This is a genomic window from Pedobacter ginsenosidimutans (genome assembly GCF_001442625.1).
Taxonomy (GTDB): Bacteria; Bacteroidota; Bacteroidia; order Sphingobacteriales; family Sphingobacteriaceae; genus Pedobacter; species Pedobacter ginsenosidimutans.
Genome location: NZ_LMZQ01000013.1, coordinates 244,161 through 261,773, shown reverse-complemented (window position 1 = coordinate 261,773; position 17,613 = coordinate 244,161). Strand labels below are relative to the sequence as shown.

Annotated in this window: 11 protein-coding genes; all 11 read left to right on the top strand. The window is 42.5% G+C overall.

Translation table 11 applies throughout. The features are described from left to right. Positions 1-87: 87 nt before the first annotated feature. The 11 genes from ASU31_RS17125 (at position 88) to nagA (ending at position 17,605) form a co-directional block, all read left to right on the top strand. Positions 88-906 carry a glycoside hydrolase family 16 protein gene (locus ASU31_RS17125; protein WP_083505403.1) on the top strand — a complete coding sequence of 273 codons (819 nt, stop codon included), beginning with the start codon at positions 88-90 and terminating at the stop codon, positions 904-906. 63 nt (positions 907-969) lie between these two features. Then, positions 970-3,480, top strand: coding sequence for a family 20 glycosylhydrolase (locus tag ASU31_RS17120; protein ID WP_057933490.1), 2,511 nt, complete (start codon positions 970-972; stop codon positions 3,478-3,480). 11 nt (positions 3,481-3,491) lie between these two features. Further along, positions 3,492-4,625 carry an acyltransferase family protein gene (locus tag ASU31_RS17115; protein ID WP_057933489.1) on the top strand — a complete coding sequence of 378 codons (1,134 nt, stop codon included), beginning with the start codon at positions 3,492-3,494 and terminating at the stop codon, positions 4,623-4,625. 100 nt (positions 4,626-4,725) lie between these two features. Next, positions 4,726-6,255 carry a beta-N-acetylhexosaminidase gene (locus ASU31_RS17110; RefSeq protein WP_245224558.1) on the top strand — a complete coding sequence of 510 codons (1,530 nt, stop codon included), beginning with the start codon at positions 4,726-4,728 and terminating at the stop codon, positions 6,253-6,255. A 1-nt stretch (position 6,256) separates the two neighbouring features. Beyond that, the gene (locus ASU31_RS17105) at positions 6,257-7,600 is read left to right on the top strand and encodes a sugar MFS transporter (RefSeq protein ID WP_057933487.1); all 1,344 of its coding nucleotides are present in this window, start codon (positions 6,257-6,259) and stop codon (positions 7,598-7,600) included. Between the two features lie 242 nt (positions 7,601-7,842). Then, entirely contained in the window at positions 7,843-11,100 is a 3,258-nt protein-coding gene (locus ASU31_RS17100; protein ID WP_057933486.1) for a SusC/RagA family TonB-linked outer membrane protein, read from the top strand. 5 nt (positions 11,101-11,105) lie between these two features. Beyond that, positions 11,106-12,812 carry a SusD/RagB family nutrient-binding outer membrane lipoprotein gene (locus tag ASU31_RS17095; protein ID WP_057933485.1) on the top strand — a complete coding sequence of 569 codons (1,707 nt, stop codon included), beginning with the start codon at positions 11,106-11,108 and terminating at the stop codon, positions 12,810-12,812. Between the two features lie 31 nt (positions 12,813-12,843). Continuing rightward, on the top strand, positions 12,844-13,218 hold the full coding sequence (locus ASU31_RS17090) for a hypothetical protein (protein ID WP_057933484.1): 375 nt from the start codon (positions 12,844-12,846) through the stop codon (positions 13,216-13,218). Positions 13,219-13,273: 55 nt separating this feature from the next. Further along, positions 13,274-14,260 (top strand): glycosyl hydrolase family 18 protein, encoded by a 987-nt coding sequence (locus ASU31_RS17085; RefSeq protein ID WP_057933483.1) that lies wholly within the window; start codon positions 13,274-13,276, stop codon positions 14,258-14,260. Beyond that, complete coding sequence (locus ASU31_RS17080; RefSeq protein WP_057933482.1) at positions 14,257-16,374, top strand: glycosyl hydrolase family 18 protein; 2,118 nt, start codon at positions 14,257-14,259, stop codon at positions 16,372-16,374. Before ASU31_RS17085 ends, ASU31_RS17080 begins: the two co-directional genes overlap by 4 nt. A 22-nt stretch (positions 16,375-16,396) precedes the next feature. Then, on the top strand, positions 16,397-17,605 hold the full coding sequence (gene nagA, locus ASU31_RS17075; RefSeq protein ID WP_057933481.1) for an N-acetylglucosamine-6-phosphate deacetylase: 1,209 nt from the start codon (positions 16,397-16,399) through the stop codon (positions 17,603-17,605). Positions 17,606-17,613 lie beyond the last annotated feature (8 nt).

Genomic DNA, 17,613 nt, shown 5'->3' with positions numbered 1-17,613 from the left:
AACGGCCTAAAAAATAGGCCGACCAGATTTTATTTGCCCAATTCTAAGCACAGCACCCATGCATCCGGAAACTAAAAAACATTAATTATGAAAACAAGACCATATTTAATGTGGATACTTTTGATTGTGTCCACTGTATTTGCTTCCTGTAAGAAAGAGCAGATAAATAATTTACAGCCGCTGACAGGCAAGAATAAGGCTGTTGCTGTAAATCCTGTAACCAATTTAATAACTAATCAGACCACTATAAATTTTTCGGGGTACACTTGGCAAGTTAAGGATAGCGGAAGTGGTACTGCTGGTCCCTGGGCCAACTATTGGAGCAGTTCGAATGTTTTTGTAGATGCAAATGGGTACCTCCACTTAAAGTTAACCAAAGATCTGAGTAACAATACATGGAAATGCTCAGAGGTTATTATGTTGGATACCCTGGGATATGGCACCTACCAATGGAAAGTGGTGGGAAGGATAGATACGCTGGACCACAACATCGTTTTTGGACTTTTCAATTATTCAGGTGTCAATCTGCACGACGAAATGGACATCGAATTTTCGAGATGGGGCTATCCGAACAATGCCAATAACCTTAATTATACAGTTTGGCCTGCCGTAGGGGTTACCACGCCAAAGAATGTAGAATATTTGCAGAATTTTACGCTCACTGGCGATTGGACAACACATCGGTTTACCCGAACTGCTAATTCTATTGTTTTCAAGAGTTTGCACGGTCACCAGGATGGGAATACAAATCTGTTCGCTACCAAAACATGGAATGCACCGGCTACATCGATCAGTACAGTTCCGATGCCTGTTCGAATGAATTTGTGGCTGTTCAAAACGGTGCCTCCATCAAACGGACAGAATGTTGAGATCATTATCCGCGAGTTCAAATACATACCCTTGTAAGTCTTAATTCAATAAAAAAACAGCGTGGGTGCTGTGCTTAATCAATAGCTAATTTAAAATTCTATGCGATACCTAACAGTTTTTCTTGTTTTATCTTTTTGTATAAATACTTGGGCACAAAATCGTTTCAATCCTAATGAGCTGAAATTGGAATGGAAAATTATCCGGCAGAATACAAATAGTAAAAAGGAAACACTTGTAAATTTTACAGTCGTTAACGGCAGTAAGATAGATTTTCCACTTAAAGGCTGGACGGTTTTTTTCAACGCAGGCGATGTGTACGACAATATTAAAGGTGGGCCAATCTCGGTAAGGCATATCAATGGTGATTTATTTGCACTTGTTCCTAACGGCACGCTTAAAGTAATCCCCGCCGGAAAATCTGTTGAAATATCAATTGTATCGAGAGCAGCCAAAAATATTACCGATTTCCCAAAAGGCTTTTACTGGGCCTGGGATGATCAGAACAGCAGTGCCATCCCACTCAAAGTAAAAATGGAAACAGTAGTTGATGTGAATGAGGAGGAACGAAAACTAGCAGATGAAATTTATACCCAGAACAGGGCAATTGTCGGTACATCAAAGGATCAATTAATGCCGGTTTTTCCGACTCCGGTTCATTTTACCAAAGGCATTGGCTTTTTTTATTTAGATAAAACAGTGCGCATTGTTGCTGATAAACAGTTAAATAATGAAAAAAAATACCTGATTAAGGAAATAAGTAAAGTTTTAAAAAATGTGCCTGAAAAAGACGTTGACGGACGAAAAACAATTGAACTCAGATTGGATCCTTCAATTGCCGATGATGCTTATCAGCTACAGGTAAATACAGCTAAAATTACCATTACTTCGGGCGCTAATACCGGGGTTTTTTATGGTATTCAATCGCTTAAAAGTTTAATGCCGCTGGCCGCATGGTCAAAGAAGGGCGAAACATTAAATATAGCATCAATAAACATTACAGATGAACCCAGGTTTGGCCATCGTGCATTTATGATGGATGTGGCAAGGAACTTTCAGCCTAAAAAGACAGTGCTAAAAACCCTTGACCTGATGGCAATGTACAAGCTGAATAAATTTCATTTTCACATCACAGACGATGAAGGTTGGAGATTGGAAATACCTGGATTACCGGAATTGACTGCTGTTGGTGCCTACCGGGGACATGCCTTAAACGAACAAAAAGAAATTCTTCCCGCATATGGCTCGGGACCATCAAGAAACAATAAAACGGGAAGCGGTTATTACAGCAGAGCGGATTTCGTAGAAATTTTGAAATATGCTACTGCAAATCATATTGAAGTGATCACCGAAATAGAAACACCAGGGCATGCAAGGGCTGCCATAAAGGCAATGGACGCCCGCTATCAGTACTATAAAAATCGTGGAGAGCAGCAAAATGCAACGGCTTACCTTTTAAGGGATACTGCGGATAGATCAATTTATCGATCGGTACAGGGATTTAACGATAATGTAATTAATGTCGCATTGCCTTCTACCTACAGGTTTTTAACCAAAATTACCGATGAATTGATTGCCATGTACAAAGAGGCCCACGCACCGCTGAATACCATCCATTTTGGTGGTGATGAAGTGCCGGCGGGTGTCTGGGAGAAATCGCCAGCGGTTAGGGCTGTATTAAATTCGAATAGCACGGTAAGTTCGGTTGACGAAATGTGGTATTATTATTTCAATAAGATTAACCTCATGCTAAAAGAAAGAGGTTTGTATCTTTCAGGCTGGGAAGAAATCGGGCTCCGTAAAACTTTGGTCAACGGAAAGAAAACCATGATTGTTGATCCCCGTTTTGCCAGCGAAAACTTTCATGTAGATGTTTGGAACAATCAGTTTCCGAATGAGGATTTGGCCTATAGGATGGCGAACGCAGGTTACAAGGTAGTACTGAGCAACGTATCCAATCTTTACCTCGATCTTGCCTATAATACCAGCTATTTCGAACCTGGGCAATATTGGGGTGGTTATGTTGATGTGGATAAGCCTTTCAATTTTATTCCTTTTGATTATCTGCGTGAAAAACGACAGTCCGAAACTTCAACCGCTGCCCGTGTGTATGAAAAACTAACCGAGGCGGGCAAAAATAATATCGTAGGTATGCAGGCTCCCTTATGGAGCGAAATTATAAAAAATCAGGATCAGTTTGAATACTTATTGCTTCCTAAACTGTTCGGACTAATTGAGCGGGCCTGGGCAAAAGATCCGGCATGGGCAGGTCCGATCGACTCGTTGACCTATAAACAAGCCTACCAAAAGGATTGGTCGAATTTTATTAATGTTCTGGCCAAAAAGGAACTGCCAAGGTTGGATTATTACAATGGAGGCTATAATTACAGGATTCCAACAGTGGGATTAAAGAATGAGAATGGTCTTTTAATGGCCAATATACGCTTTGCTGGCTTTGACATCCGTTATACCACCGATGGGAGTGAACCGAGTATCAAAAGTAAGATTTATACCCACCCGCTTGTTGCAGATGGGAATTACGCTTTTCGGGCTTTTAACCGTTTGGGCAGGGGTGGAAGAACAATTTTTAGTATCCCTAAAATTACAAAATAAGCATCATCGATATGAACAATGCAGAAACGAACGGCTCATCCAGGTATTTATCGCTTGATGTACTAAGGGGAATGACCATTACACTTATGATCGTGGTAAACACACCCGGAACCCGGTCGGCAATTTATGCTTCGTTAAAACACGCCGCCTGGCATGGCTTTACGTTAACCGATCTGGTATTTCCCACTTTTTTGTTCGTAGTAGGAAATGCGCTGGCTTTCAGCATGAAAAGATATGAATTTCCAGGGCTCCAGAAACAGTTTCTTCAAAAGGCGTTCAGACGGGCATTAACTATTTTTTTTATCGGCCTATTGCTTAACCAGTTTCCTTTTGTGATGTTGCAAAATGAAGGATTTGTTTTGAAATCCTGGGCAAATATCCGGTTATTCGGTGTGTTACAGCGGATAGCGATCTGTTATTTTATTGCCTCGCTAATGATCTACTACTTTCCAAAAAAAGTGAATATCATTTTGGCAGGCATCATTTTATTGGCCTATTGGGCCATGCTCTATTTTTTTGGTGACCATGGAGATCCTTACAGTTTGGCAGGCAATGCCGTGCTCAAACTCGACCTTTTGATTGTTCCAGAAAAAAACCTCTACCAGGGATATGGACTGCCTTTTGATCCTGAGGGACTATTGAGCTGTTTGCCAGCAATTGTAAATGTATTGATAGGTTATTTCGCAGGTAGAGCACTGCAGCAGAAACAGTCAGGAACGATGAGCAAATTCTTGACGAGCGGTGTTGCCATGGTTGTTATTGCATGGGCATGGCACAGCATTTTTCCGATAAATAAATCACTATGGACAAGTTCCTATGTTTTGCTAACTGTTGGAATAGATCTGCTGGTATTGGGTGTACTAATCCTCGTTATTGATCGATGGAAGTGGATTAAATGGGCCGGGTTCTTTGTTGTATTCGGTAAAAATGCCCTGTTTATTTATATTCTGGCGTGGACAGTCAACAGCATTTTATATCTTTTTACCGCAAATGGAATGCCCTTGCCGGTTTTTATCCATTCCCATTACTTTGCCAGCTGGCTTAATGCATACGCTTCATCATTTTTATATGCCATAAGCTACATGCTTTTTATCTGGCTGTTTGCCTTAATAATGGACTTGAAAAGAATTTATATTAAAGTGTAATATTTGCTAATTTGCCCGAGCAGGGCATCCCAAACACAAACAAATTTCTATGTGCAACAATCATCCCCATACCCATCGCCTACTCGAGCTTAAAAAGTGTATGCTCCTGTTATTCTTTTTGATTTTTTCCTTTCAGGTTTTTACCACGGCTGCACAGGATAAGAACGAATTCCCGGTAAGGGCTTTCCATCTCGATCTGCGGATCCAGGTTATGAAAATGCCAGCATTGAAGACCTTTGCGCTGAAGCTGAGCAAAGGTGGTATCAATACCTTGATCATGGAATGGGAGGCAAGTTATCCTTATGCCAAACAACATGCCATTATTGCTAACCGTTACCATTATACTGTTGAAGAAATTAAGTCATTCGTCGCGTATTGCAGTTCAATCGGTATTGATGTGATTCCCTTGCAGCAAAGTTTCGGGCATGTGGAGTATATCCTGAAAAACTACCGCTATGCCGATTTAAGGGAAGACCAAAAAGATTATTCGCAGATCAATCCGATCAAGGAAGAAGGAGCGAAAGCATTGTTTACCGATCTCTTTAAAGATATGATCAGTACACACCATTCGCCTTATATCCATGTCGGTGGAGACGAAACCTATCTGCTTGGCCATTCGCCGGCATCACAGGAGAAAGTAAAGAAGCTGGGCATGGCACGTTTATATGGCGATTATATCAAAATGATCTGCGATGTGGTGGTAAGTCTTGGCAAACGCCCGATTATCTGGGCAGACATTGCCATGAAATACCCTGAAGCACTAAAAAATCTTCCAAAACAAACGGTATTGGTAGATTGGAACTATGGCTGGGACCTGAACCGTTTTGGCGATCATCAAAAATTGATGTCGTACGGATTTGAAATATGGGGTGCACCTGCATTGAGAAGTAATCCGGATAATTATTTCCTTACCGACTGGAACAAACATTTCAAAAACATAACCGATTTTATTCCGCAATCGGCAAAACTGGGTTATAAAGGAATGGTGATGACCTCATGGTCTACATCTGGTGTCTATTCTCCTGTTTTTGAAACCCATACCGATATTTATGACCTACACGCCATCAGGCATGTATATCCCATTACAGGATTCAATATCCTTGTTGATGCCTATATATCGAGCTTAAATAATGGTTTTGTGTTAAATAAAGACCGTTTTATAGAACAGTATGCCATTGATAAATACGCACTAAATGAAGCGGATGCAAAGAGATTTCGAACAGCCCTTAGTGTAAGGGCATTTGAAATTAATCAGGGCAAGGTGACGGGAGGGGAGCAGACTATTCCGCAATTGTTAGATTCTGCGCAACAGGCGGCAGCGATTTTTGCTGGCTTGAACCCAGCTAAAAACAAGCCGGAGTTTGAACATTACCGGTTAATGGCCGATATCAGGGTGCAATACCTGAAGTACATGCAGATTGAAGCGGCTGTAAATGCACCGGATTTCGATCCCGGCACGATTCCATCATTATTGAAACGGCTTGAGGCATTACCAACCAAAGAAATTGATAAACGTTTTATTAAACTTAACCAGGATAGTTTTTATCTGCCCGAACTCAAGACAGAAAATGCCCTCCGGAACAAAAAAATAGAATTGTTGTACAGTACGTTATCTGCAAAAAGAAATTAATATGAGCAATCAAACCAACTTCGGAAAAGAGAGCATTGTGCCAATTTCTATTATAGCAGGGCTGTTTTTTATCTTTGGATTTGTCACCTGGATCAACGCGATACTCATTCCATATTTTAAGATTGCCTGTCAATTGAACAATCTGCAGTCGTATCTGGTTGCCTTTGCTTTTTACATTTCCTATCTGGTTTTTGCTGTACCAGCATCCTACCTATTAAAAAAAGTAGGCTTTAAAAAAGGGATGATGGCCGGTTTCTGGATTATGGCCTGTGGTGCCTTTATATTTGTTCCTGCAGCCTATACACGCACCTACGAGCTTTTTCTGCTTGGCCTGTTTACACTCGGTGCCGGTTTGGCCATTTTGCAGACGGCAGCCAATCCATACATTACCATCCTTGGGCCAAAAGAGAGTGCTGCAAAGCGCTTTAGCATTATGGGCATCTGTAATAAAATGGCTGGTATTATTGCACCACTGCTGTTTGCTGCAGTTATATTGCGGCCAACCGATACCCAGTTGTTTAAAGAACTGAATGGTATGCACTTAGCAGACCAGAAAGTGATTTTGGATGAGCTGGCCCGCAGGGTAATTGTGCCCTATACAACGGTTGGTACAATCCTGTTGCTACTGGGCTTTTTTGTTCGTTTTTCGCCGCTTCCCGAAATCGATACTAATCAGGAAACTTTAGAGGTGGCAGCTATTACCTCGACCAAAAAAAATATCGTCGAATTTCCGCATTTGATACTGGGTGCGGTTGCCATTTTCCTTCACGTAGGCTCGCAGGTACTTGCTGTTGATACCGTAATCGGTTATGCACATTCAATGGGGATTTCGCTATTGGAGGCTAAAGCTTTTCCATCATACACCCTTTCTGCCACCATTATTGGATATCTGCTGGGGATCTCGCTTATTCCGCGTTATCTGAGCCAATTGATTGCTTTAAGGATCTGTACCTTTCTGGGCATCATTTTTACTTTTCTTATCATTTATGCACAGGGCGAAGTAACCGTTTTTGGTCATCATACCCATATTTCCATCTGGTTTATTGTGCTTTTGGGTTTCGCCAATTCGATGATATGGGCAGGGATATGGCCGCTTGCAATGGATGGTCTAGGTAGGTTTATTAAAATCGGGGCATCCATTTTGATAATGGGATTAAGCGGAAATGCCATTTTACCACTTATTTATGGTTATCTGGCCGATAGGTTCAATGTACGCGATGCCTACTGGGTGTTATTGCCTTGTTACGCATACCTCTGCTTTTATGCCATACACGGCTTTAAACTTAAAACATGGACAAAACTGCAAACGGCTTCAGTTTTGCAGGCACCTGAAAAAAAACATTAAAATATTTGCATATAATTTTGTTTTATTAAAACTTAATTGTAATTTTCGTGTACGTTAACGAAATGATTAAGTATTGATAATGAATAGTTAACATAACCAAGTTCTTTTACGCATGACGCTGAAATACCAATAACCCCTGTACTATTTTGAGGATAGATTACCGGGGTATTATTTTGAATATTTTACGTGTACGTAAACGAATGTAACAGACCAAATCGACTAACAACCAAAACTTAACTAATATGAACCACTATTTATCACTTTCAAGGTGGAGAACCCGTCTGCTGCTGGTGATATGCCTTGCAGGGCTTGTTCCCCTTGGCTTATCCGCTAAATTCAGTTCAAAGGGTTTGCCGATCTTAAGGCAGGTACAGTTTTCGCTAACTGGAAAACTAACCGACGAGGGGGGCGATGGGCTTCCCGGTGTGAGCATTCAGAACCTCAGAACAAAGTCAGGGGTAATCAGCAATGGCCAGGGCGGCTATATTATTCCAGTCGCCCAGGGCGATACCATTAGGTTTTCGATGATCGGCTACCAAACCATCAACGTTATAGCCAGCAATAATAAACGAGTGGTTAATTTAACGATGAAAGCCTCCGTGCTCGAACTACATTCTGTAGCAGTTACAGCCTTGGGCATCAATAGGCAGGAAAGGGAGCTAGGTTATTCTTATTCCGAAGTAAGCGGTAGCGAGATCGATAAAGCAAGAGAGCCTAATGTAATCAACTCACTTGCAGGTAAGGTACCAGGGCTGGTCATTACCAGTACCTCTGGCGGCCCCGCCGGATCATCACGCGTAATAATCCGTGGAAATACCAGTGTAACTGGCGATAACCAGCCACTTTACGTAATTGATGGTATTCCGATGGACAATTCTAACTATGGTTCTACAGGTGGCGGCAAATTTGCCGAAGGATTTGATCTCGGCGATGCAATCTCGGCCATCAATCCTGATGATATCGATAAAATCAGCGTGCTAAAGGGCCCATCAGCTTCTGCTCTTTATGGTAGTAGTGCTGCAAACGGCGTAATCCTGATTACCACCAAAAAAGGGAAAAATAAAAAGGATCTTGGGATTGATTTCAACAGCACCACCTCATTTGAAACCCAACTTACCCAATACGATGACTATCAGTATATTTACGGACAGGGAAGAAATGGATTGCTGCCAACTGATCAGCAGCAGTCGCTGGGCACACTTTTTGTGAATTTCGGCCCGCGCCTTGACCCTTCGCTCAGCTACATTGGCTTTGATGGACAACAGCGCTCATATGGTCTGGTAAAAAACAATATCGACGGCTTTTTCAGAACAGGATCTTCTTATACCAATACGCTTTCGCTGGCATCGAACACTGAAACTACCAACTTCAGGATTTCGGCATCCGATATCCGTGTAAATGATGTAGTGCCCAATAGTGGGCTGAGAAGAAACACCTTCAACTTTAGCGGGTTTTCCAAATTTGGTAAAAAACTAACGCTCGATACCAGGGTGTTTTATCTGAACGAAGATGTAAACAATAGACCCGCCCTGGCGGATAACGCCTCCAACATCGGTAATTCACTTATCGGTTTGGCCAATAACGTGGACCAGGCCTATTTTGCCGATCATTATAAAGATGCAAATGGCAGATATTTAAACTGGCAGAACGATTACAGGTTAAACCCTTACTGGGTGGTTAACGAAATGAAAAACGAATCGAACAAAGACCGTATTACCGGTTCGTTCCAGGCCAATTATAAGTTTAATAGCTGGTTGAGTGCACAAGGAAGGGTTTCTACCGATTTTACCTATTTCAATTTTCAGAAGGTGAGCCCCATCAGTACGCCGCTGATGCAGACCGGGGTTATGGATGCTGTTTCTAACCGATATTTAACCAATCAGGCTGATATCCTCCTTACCGGAACACGCTCGGTTTCAAAAGACATTACACTGACTGCAAGATTAGGGGCTTCCTTATATAGGAGCCGCAGATATGGAACCACCAATCAGTACATCAACCAGGTAATTACCGATAAGATCAGTCCGAACAGTTATGCAACCAAAACCGTTATCGAAAATGACGTCAGAAAACAGAAAAATTCTGTTTACGGTTTACTCACCGCCTCATTTAAAAATTATCTTTATTTAGATTTCACCGTAAGAACGGATGCCTCATCAACGCTTCCGGTTGATAATAATACCTATACCTATCCATCCGTATCGGGAAGTTTTGTTTTTACCGATGCCTTTAAGGTGGACAAAAAGATATTATCGTTTGGTAAAATCAGGGCTTCGGTTGCTGAAGTGGGTAACGATACCGACCCTTATGCGCTAAATCTGTATTATAACCTGGCACCGATTAGTTTTCAGGGTGTTTCATTGGGTACGATATCCTCTACTACTTTGCCGAATGCCAATTTAAGACCAACCAGAACACGTTCCTTTGAGGTCGGTACCAACCTTAAGTTTTTAAAGGATAGGATTGTTTTCGATGCAACCTATTATACCCAGAAATCGAGAGATCAGATCAATGTGATCCCTGCGCCGACCTCATCTGGCTTTACCCGTCAGGTGGTTAATGCGGGAACAATTGCCAACAAAGGTATCGAACTGTCATTGTCGGGAAGTCCGGTTATTGGAAAAGATTTTTCCTGGGATCTGAACCTGAACTTTGCCAGAAACGTAAATGATGTGCTTTCGCTTGCAGATGGCAATCCTTTTATCTCATTGGCCGATGCACGCTGGCTGGGCCTTTCGGTAGTGGCCATGCCAGGGGCGCCTTATGGTGCAATTTTGGGCTATAATTATCAATACGATCCAAACGGAAATGTTATCCTTGATCCGACTACTTTGCTTCCGGCCATATCGGCGCAACGGGAGGTACTAGGGAAAGGTACCTATAGCTGGACCGGGGGAGTTGGAACCAAAGTAAATTACAAGAACTGGAGTTTTGGTGCCGTACTTGATATTAAATCGGGTGCCGATCTTTTCTCCATGACCAACTATCAGGCGGCTTATCTGGGAAACAGCGAAATGACACTTGAGGGGAGGGACGAATGGATCCAATCAGAAGAGGCAAGATTATCTGCGGGCCAAACTGCTGCACAATGGACTGCTGCCGGTAAGGTTAGGGGATATGTACCACAGGGGGTAATCAAAACAACGGTAAACGGCAATGCAGTTTACACGCCCAATACGGCAGCAGTTGATCCTTCGGTATACTGGGGACGCTGGGCAAATTCGAACTCGGCTGTACCAACGCGTTTTATTTACGATGCAACTTATGTGAAGGTGAGAGAACTTACACTTACTTACCGCTTCGATACAAAATTGACTACACGGATCGGTTTAAGGAATCTTGCTTTATCGCTGGTTTCGAGGAACCCTTTTATTTTATATAAAAATGTGCCGAACGTAGATCCTGATTCCAATTACCAGAATGGCAACGGACAGGGGCTTGAATATGGCTCATTGCCATCCCGCAGAAGTTTTGGGTTTAACCTGAGTGCAAAATTTTAAGGAAGATGAGAACGCAAGACAAAAAAAACAGTTCTGATCTGACCGGGAAATATTCAGATACAGGAAATTTTGACCAATTAATCAAAATAGAGATGAAAAATATAAAAGTGCTATGCCTGAGCCTCTTGGCTGTTGTACTATTCTCATGTAATAAGTTCAACGATTTCGGTGATGTAAACATCGATCCAACAAAATCATCCGATATGGATCCTGCTGCGCAAATGGCTTTAACGCAGGCACGCTTTTCGGGCGATGTAAGCACACAACAATACATTAATACTCTAGTGCTTCAGCCCATGATGCAGCAAACTGGTGGTGCTTATGCCACAAGGTTAGGCTTTTTGTATGAAAGAAATGCTACTGCGATGAATGCATTATGGGATAATGGATATCCGAACGATATCGTAAACATTGTAGATGCCACCAAGAGGGCTGAACTGAGCAAAGCCGCCAAGCCAAACCTCTACGCCATGTGCAGGGTAATGAAAGTATATCTTTTTGCAAGGATGACTGATATTTATGGTGATATTCCTTATACAGATGCCGGCAAAGCCTATATCGATGGAACAATCCGCCCAAAGTACGATACCCAGGAATTTATTTACAATGACTTTTTAAAGGAACTTACCGAAGCGGGCGCGTCGTTTACCAGCAATACCGAAATCCTGAACAAGGATTTATTCTACAACGGAAATATTGCTTTATGGAAAAAATTCACCAATTCACTTAAGCTCCGTTTGGCATTACGCCTGGCAAAACGCAATCCAGAAAAGGCAAAAGCAGCCATTCAGGAAGCAGTTGCAGCAGGTGTATTTACCAGTAACAGCGATATCTGCATGACCAGGCATGAGGATGTGGAAAGTACAGGAACGGATATCAGGGGCAATGGAACTTCAGTTGCCGTAACCCGTCAATCGCAATATCCTTTGCTTTGCCAAACGCTGTTCGATCAGCTGAAAAGCACTTCCGATCCCAGGTTCAACTCTATTGTAAGGGTTTACCGTGCAGGTGTTCCTGCCAGCCGGATTGACATTACCGAACAGATCAAAGCTTCGGCCAATGGCTTAGTGGGCACTCCGGCCAGCAAATTTATCTATGACGACCGCCTGCCTTTTGGGCCATACCTAACCCCGGTAACCATTAATGTTAATGGGGCAAACGTAAGTATCGGCAATAACGAACAAAGAACCCAGTTCGGCAATTTCTTGATCCGTTTTAATGCACCGTTTTTTCATATTACCTACGCCGAGGTTGAGTTTCTTTTGGCCGATGCCATTCTTCGCTTTCCAGGTATTACCATCAGTGGTACAGCGGCAGAGCATTATGCAAAAGGTGTTTCTGCAGCGATGAAACAACTGGCCTTGTTTCCAGGTGGTCCGGTAATTACCGATGCTGAGATTAATACTTTTTTAACCGCCAACCCGCTTAGTGCAGGTAACGAACTGAAACTGATCAACAATCAACTGTGGATCAATTACATTATGAACGGTCCGGAAGCTTTTGCCAATTGGAGAAGAACAGGTTTTCCTGCTTTAGTACCCTCTATCCGTGCAGAGTCGACAGCAACCAGTATTCCACGCAGGTTCGAATACCCACTTTCAGAAAAAGAACAGAACACAGCCAACGTTGGACAGGCGATTTCAAATATTAAAGAAGGTTTATATCCGGGAACAGATAATTGGGAGAACAGGGTTTGGTGGGACAAACAATAACAACATCGATAAAACATATAACGATAACAATATGAAAACGAAATTAATGATACTCCTCATTGCAGCAATCTGTTGCAGCAGTGCATGGAGCGGATGCAAAAAAGATGATGTTCAGGATCAGGAAGATGCGAGTATTCTTTATCCCAGGATTTTTGGTGATAATATCCTGTTTCCCGTTCCAGCGATTACATCTGTCATTACGGTCGGACAGACCAAGGTGTTTTCCGGGCTTACCTATTCGCCCGCCGATCAGGTTGCAGTTACCTGGAAAGTAAATGATGCGGTGGTTGCCACTAGCAAAGATTATACGTTTACAGGGACAGCAAAAGGGTTGTTTACCATTTCGGTGGAGGCTGCCTACAACAACATGAAAACTTCGCGTACCTGCAAGGTACAGGTAAATTAAATTTAAAAACCGGGATGGAAACTGAATAGACTTCCATGCCTCAAATTGACGTTTTATGTATAGATCTTTTTTTTATATCCGGTTGATTGTTTTATTAACCGTGTTATTTTCGTCACAGGGGCTTAGTGCGAAATTTAAAGTTGTAGGTTACCTCAGGAGCAATAATAATCTGCTGAACGATGTTAAAAGTATCGATCTGAATAAACTCACACATCTTTTTATCGCTTTTATCAATCCTGAGCCCAACGGAGAGTTTAAGGAATACGATCAACTAAAGGCTGTGGTAGATCTGGCCCACCGTTCGCAGGTAAAAGTGATGATTTCATGCGGGGGCGGAAGCAGGCACCTATTCCTGGATACTTTATTGGCCATAAAAAACAGAACCAGGGTTGTGAACAATTTTATCGCCTTTGCTGAACAATATAATCTTGACGGAATTGATGTTGACATAGAAAACGATGATATCAGTGCTGATTATGAGCCCTTTGTAATGGCGCTGAGTGTAGAATTACATCAAAAGAACAAAGAAATAAGTGCTGCATTGGCATTTTCCACCCGGAAGAGGATAACTGACCCATCGCTCAATGCATTCGATTTTGTAACGCTTATGGCCTATGACAAACATGCGCCCTGGCGCCCTAACGATCCTGGCCAGCATTCACCGATCAGTATGGCAAAAGAACAGATTGATTATTGGACAAATGAACGGGGCTTAAACAGACAGAAAGTTATTATTGGCGTGCCCTTTTATGGTTATGGATTTGGAAGTTTGCCTGATAACGATAAAAAATACAGGGAAATGGCTTTTAAAGATATTGTTGCCAATTTTAAAGATGCAGAAAATGTTGATGAAGTGCAATTGCCTGGCGGTGGGGGAGTTGTGTATTGTAACGGGAGCGAAACGATCCGAAAGAAAACCTTGCTTGCGCTTAAAGAAACCGGAGGAATTATGATCTGGCAGCTGATGCATGATGCATCAGGTGATCATTCCTTACTTGGTGTGATCAATAAAACATTATTAACCCAAAGAAATAAGTTATGAAAAAATACCTGACAAAATATAGAAGGCTAGTGCTGTGCGCAGCAATATTGGTACTGTCAACGGGCATGCTGCAGGCACAGTTTAGGGTAGTGGGTTACCTGCCAAAATATACGAGCACATTTGCTGATCACCTTAATGCCTTCGATTTTACGAAGCTTACCCATTTGAACGTTGCTTTTTTTAATCCCGATACCGCCGGAAACTTCCCTTCTTCGCAGGGTACCGGTCTCAGTCAGATTGTGACCAAGGCACATTTAAATAACGTAAAGGTGCTTATTTCCATAGCAGGCGGCTCAAACCAGTCGCAGTATGCCAAATTGCTGCTCAATTCGAACCGGGCGGCCTTTATAAACAAGTTGGTGGCCCTGGTTTCGCTGTATAATGTTGATGGGATTGATGTAGATCTGGAGGGTGACAATATCGATACCAATTACGAAAGCTTTGTTACCGAACTCGCCGATACGCTGCACCCCTCTGGTAAATTGCTTACGGCAGCACTTGCCTATTATACGAGGGCAAAAATTTCGGATAATGCAATGGCAGCTTTCGATTTTGTAAACCTGATGGCATACGATCTGGCCGGAAAGGAGCATTCGCCCTACAGCTTCTCTAAACTGACCATAGATTATTGGCGAGATACCCGTGGGGTTGCTGCTTCAAAACTTACGCTTGGTGTTCCCTTTTATGGGTATTACAAAATGGGAACAGCACTTACGGCCATGTTTTATAAAGATATCACCGCAGCATACACCGGTGCAGAAAACCGAGATACCATCAAAAGAACTGACGGTTATGTGGTAAACTACAATGGAAAACCAACAATTATGAACAAAACTGCTTTGGCAATGGCCAGGGGCGGTGGTGTAATGATCTGGCAGTTATTGCAGGATGATACCGGTTCCAACAAATCGCTGCTTAAAGCAATCGTTGATAAGATCCACTCCGCAAGCGGTTGGGACGCGCCATACCTCACCTGGGCTTACGATCTTTCTACGAAGACCGGTAATGCCGGCCCGCTGTATTCGGCCACAACTACAGCAAAAAGCTCAACATCCAAATCAACGGTTGCAGGTTTTTTGCCCTACCCACCATATGGATCTTCGATGGTTTTTCTCGGAGCGAATACGGGGGCATCTTTTCTGATCGACAGTACAACTGTTCCATATAACATCAAGGCAATTGCATCATCGGGCAGCTCTCCAAGTAAACTTGCCTGGTACAATGTGTATCAGGCAAGCCCGGTAACCACCATATCTTTTAACTTAAACCTCAATGCAGCACTAACCAACGGGCAGCTGATCATACCGTTCGGATATAGCAATGGTACCATTAACAGCAGTATTTTTAATGGTACCAACCAGTTAACCAGTACGAATACTGCGGGTGTATTTGGTGCAGTCCGCCTCGATTTTTACGGGGGGAATTACGCTACCTTATCTTTTAGGAATACCGCTTTTGGATATACCACCATTAACAGCAATGTTTTTAATAAGGTGGGCAGTTACGATGTTGAGCTTTATTGCAATAATGCGACTACGGCTCAATCTTACACTAAAAATGCTACAACTTATACTTTGCCCGCCCAAAAATTTAACATTTGGGTAAATGGTACACTTCAGCAGGGAGCAGCCTCGCTAACCAATTTTTCGGCCTCGGGAGAGCTTCCCGCAGATTCGGTCATCAATAGTTTTACCTTTAATACTTCTGGCAATTCCGGAACTCCCGCTACAACTCCGCCCACATTGGCCAACTCTTTGCAGGCAAAATTGAGTAAGGTAGATTTTAAACTTTCATTTATGGGACAGGATGCCCTGGAGATGGGTGCGAGGACGATGCAATCTGCGGCGGTGGTTGCCAAGCCAGAGGAGCATCCGATGAAAGTATCGATGGTATCAGACCGTCAGGTGAAACTAACAATCTATTCCGCTTTGAAAGAGCATGCCACGGTAATTATTACCGATTATTTTGGGAAGATTGTTTCTCAAAATAATGTAGGCCTGGAAGAAGGCTATAATGAGGTTCTAATGGATGTCCGTTCGGTTTTATCCGGGCTTTACATCGCCTCGTCGGTTGCCGCAAGCAAAAAACAGAGTATAAAATTTAAAAAGATTTAACAGCTATAAATAATTTTAGAAAATGGGTTATTTAAAGATTTTTAACGGAAATATCATCACTCCGCAAGGATTGATCAAAGATGGTACAGTCGTTATCCGCGATGGGATTATTGTTGAGGTAGGTAACGGAAATCCGGATATAAGCGGGGCAGAAGCAATAGATGCAAGCGGAAAGTATATCTCGCCGGGCTTTATTGATATGCATGTGCACGGCGGTGGCGGTTTCGATTTTATGGATAATACCATAGAGGCTTTTTTAGGTGTTGCACAGACACATGCGGCCTATGGCACTACAGCTTTGATGCCAACCACTTTAAGCTGCGAAAAACAGGATCTTTTAAATACTCTTTCCATTTATGAAATTGCCAACAGCAAAAATACAATGGGTGCTTCATTTGTTGGACTTCATATCGAAGGCCCATATTTTAATGTCAAGCAAAAAGGGGCACAGGATGAGCGCTATATCCGCAATCCTGACCCTGCCGAATACAAAGAACTGGTAGAAAGTGCCGTTTTCATTAAACGATGGAGTGCTGCTCCTGAATTGAAAGGTGCATTGGCCTTTGGAAGCTACCTGAGAAGCAAAAATATTTTACCCGCCATTGCGCACACCGATGCCATTTATGAAGAAGTGGTACAGGCATACGAAAATGGTTTTACCCATGCTACCCATTTTTATTCCTGCATGTCGGGCGTATCGAGAAGAAACGCTTACCGTTATGCCGGAGTAGTTGAAAGTGCTTATCTGATTGACGAAATGACAGTAGAAATTATTGCAGATGGATCGCATCTGCCTGCACCACTTTTAAAATTGGTTTACAAAATTAAAGGTCCTGGACATACCGCGCTGATTACAGATGCCATGCGGGGTGCGAGTATGCCTGATGGTGAAAGTATTTTGGGCAGTATGCACGATGGCATGAAAGTGGTTATCGAAGATGGTGTGGCAAAATTGCCTGACCGGAGTTCGTTCGCAGGTAGTGTGGCTACTGCCGATCAATTGGTGAGGAATATGATCAATCTTGCCCAAATACCGCTCATGGATGCGGTTAGGATGGCGACTCGTACTCCAGCAGAAATTCTGGGGATTGGTAAACAGAAAGGATCAATTCAGCTAGGTGCAGATGCAGATATTGTAATTTTTGATCATCAGATCAACGTAGAAAAAACCATCATCAGAGGCAATCTTGTTTATGGTAAAAAGAGAAGCCACCTCCTTACTCATCATTAATTTACAAT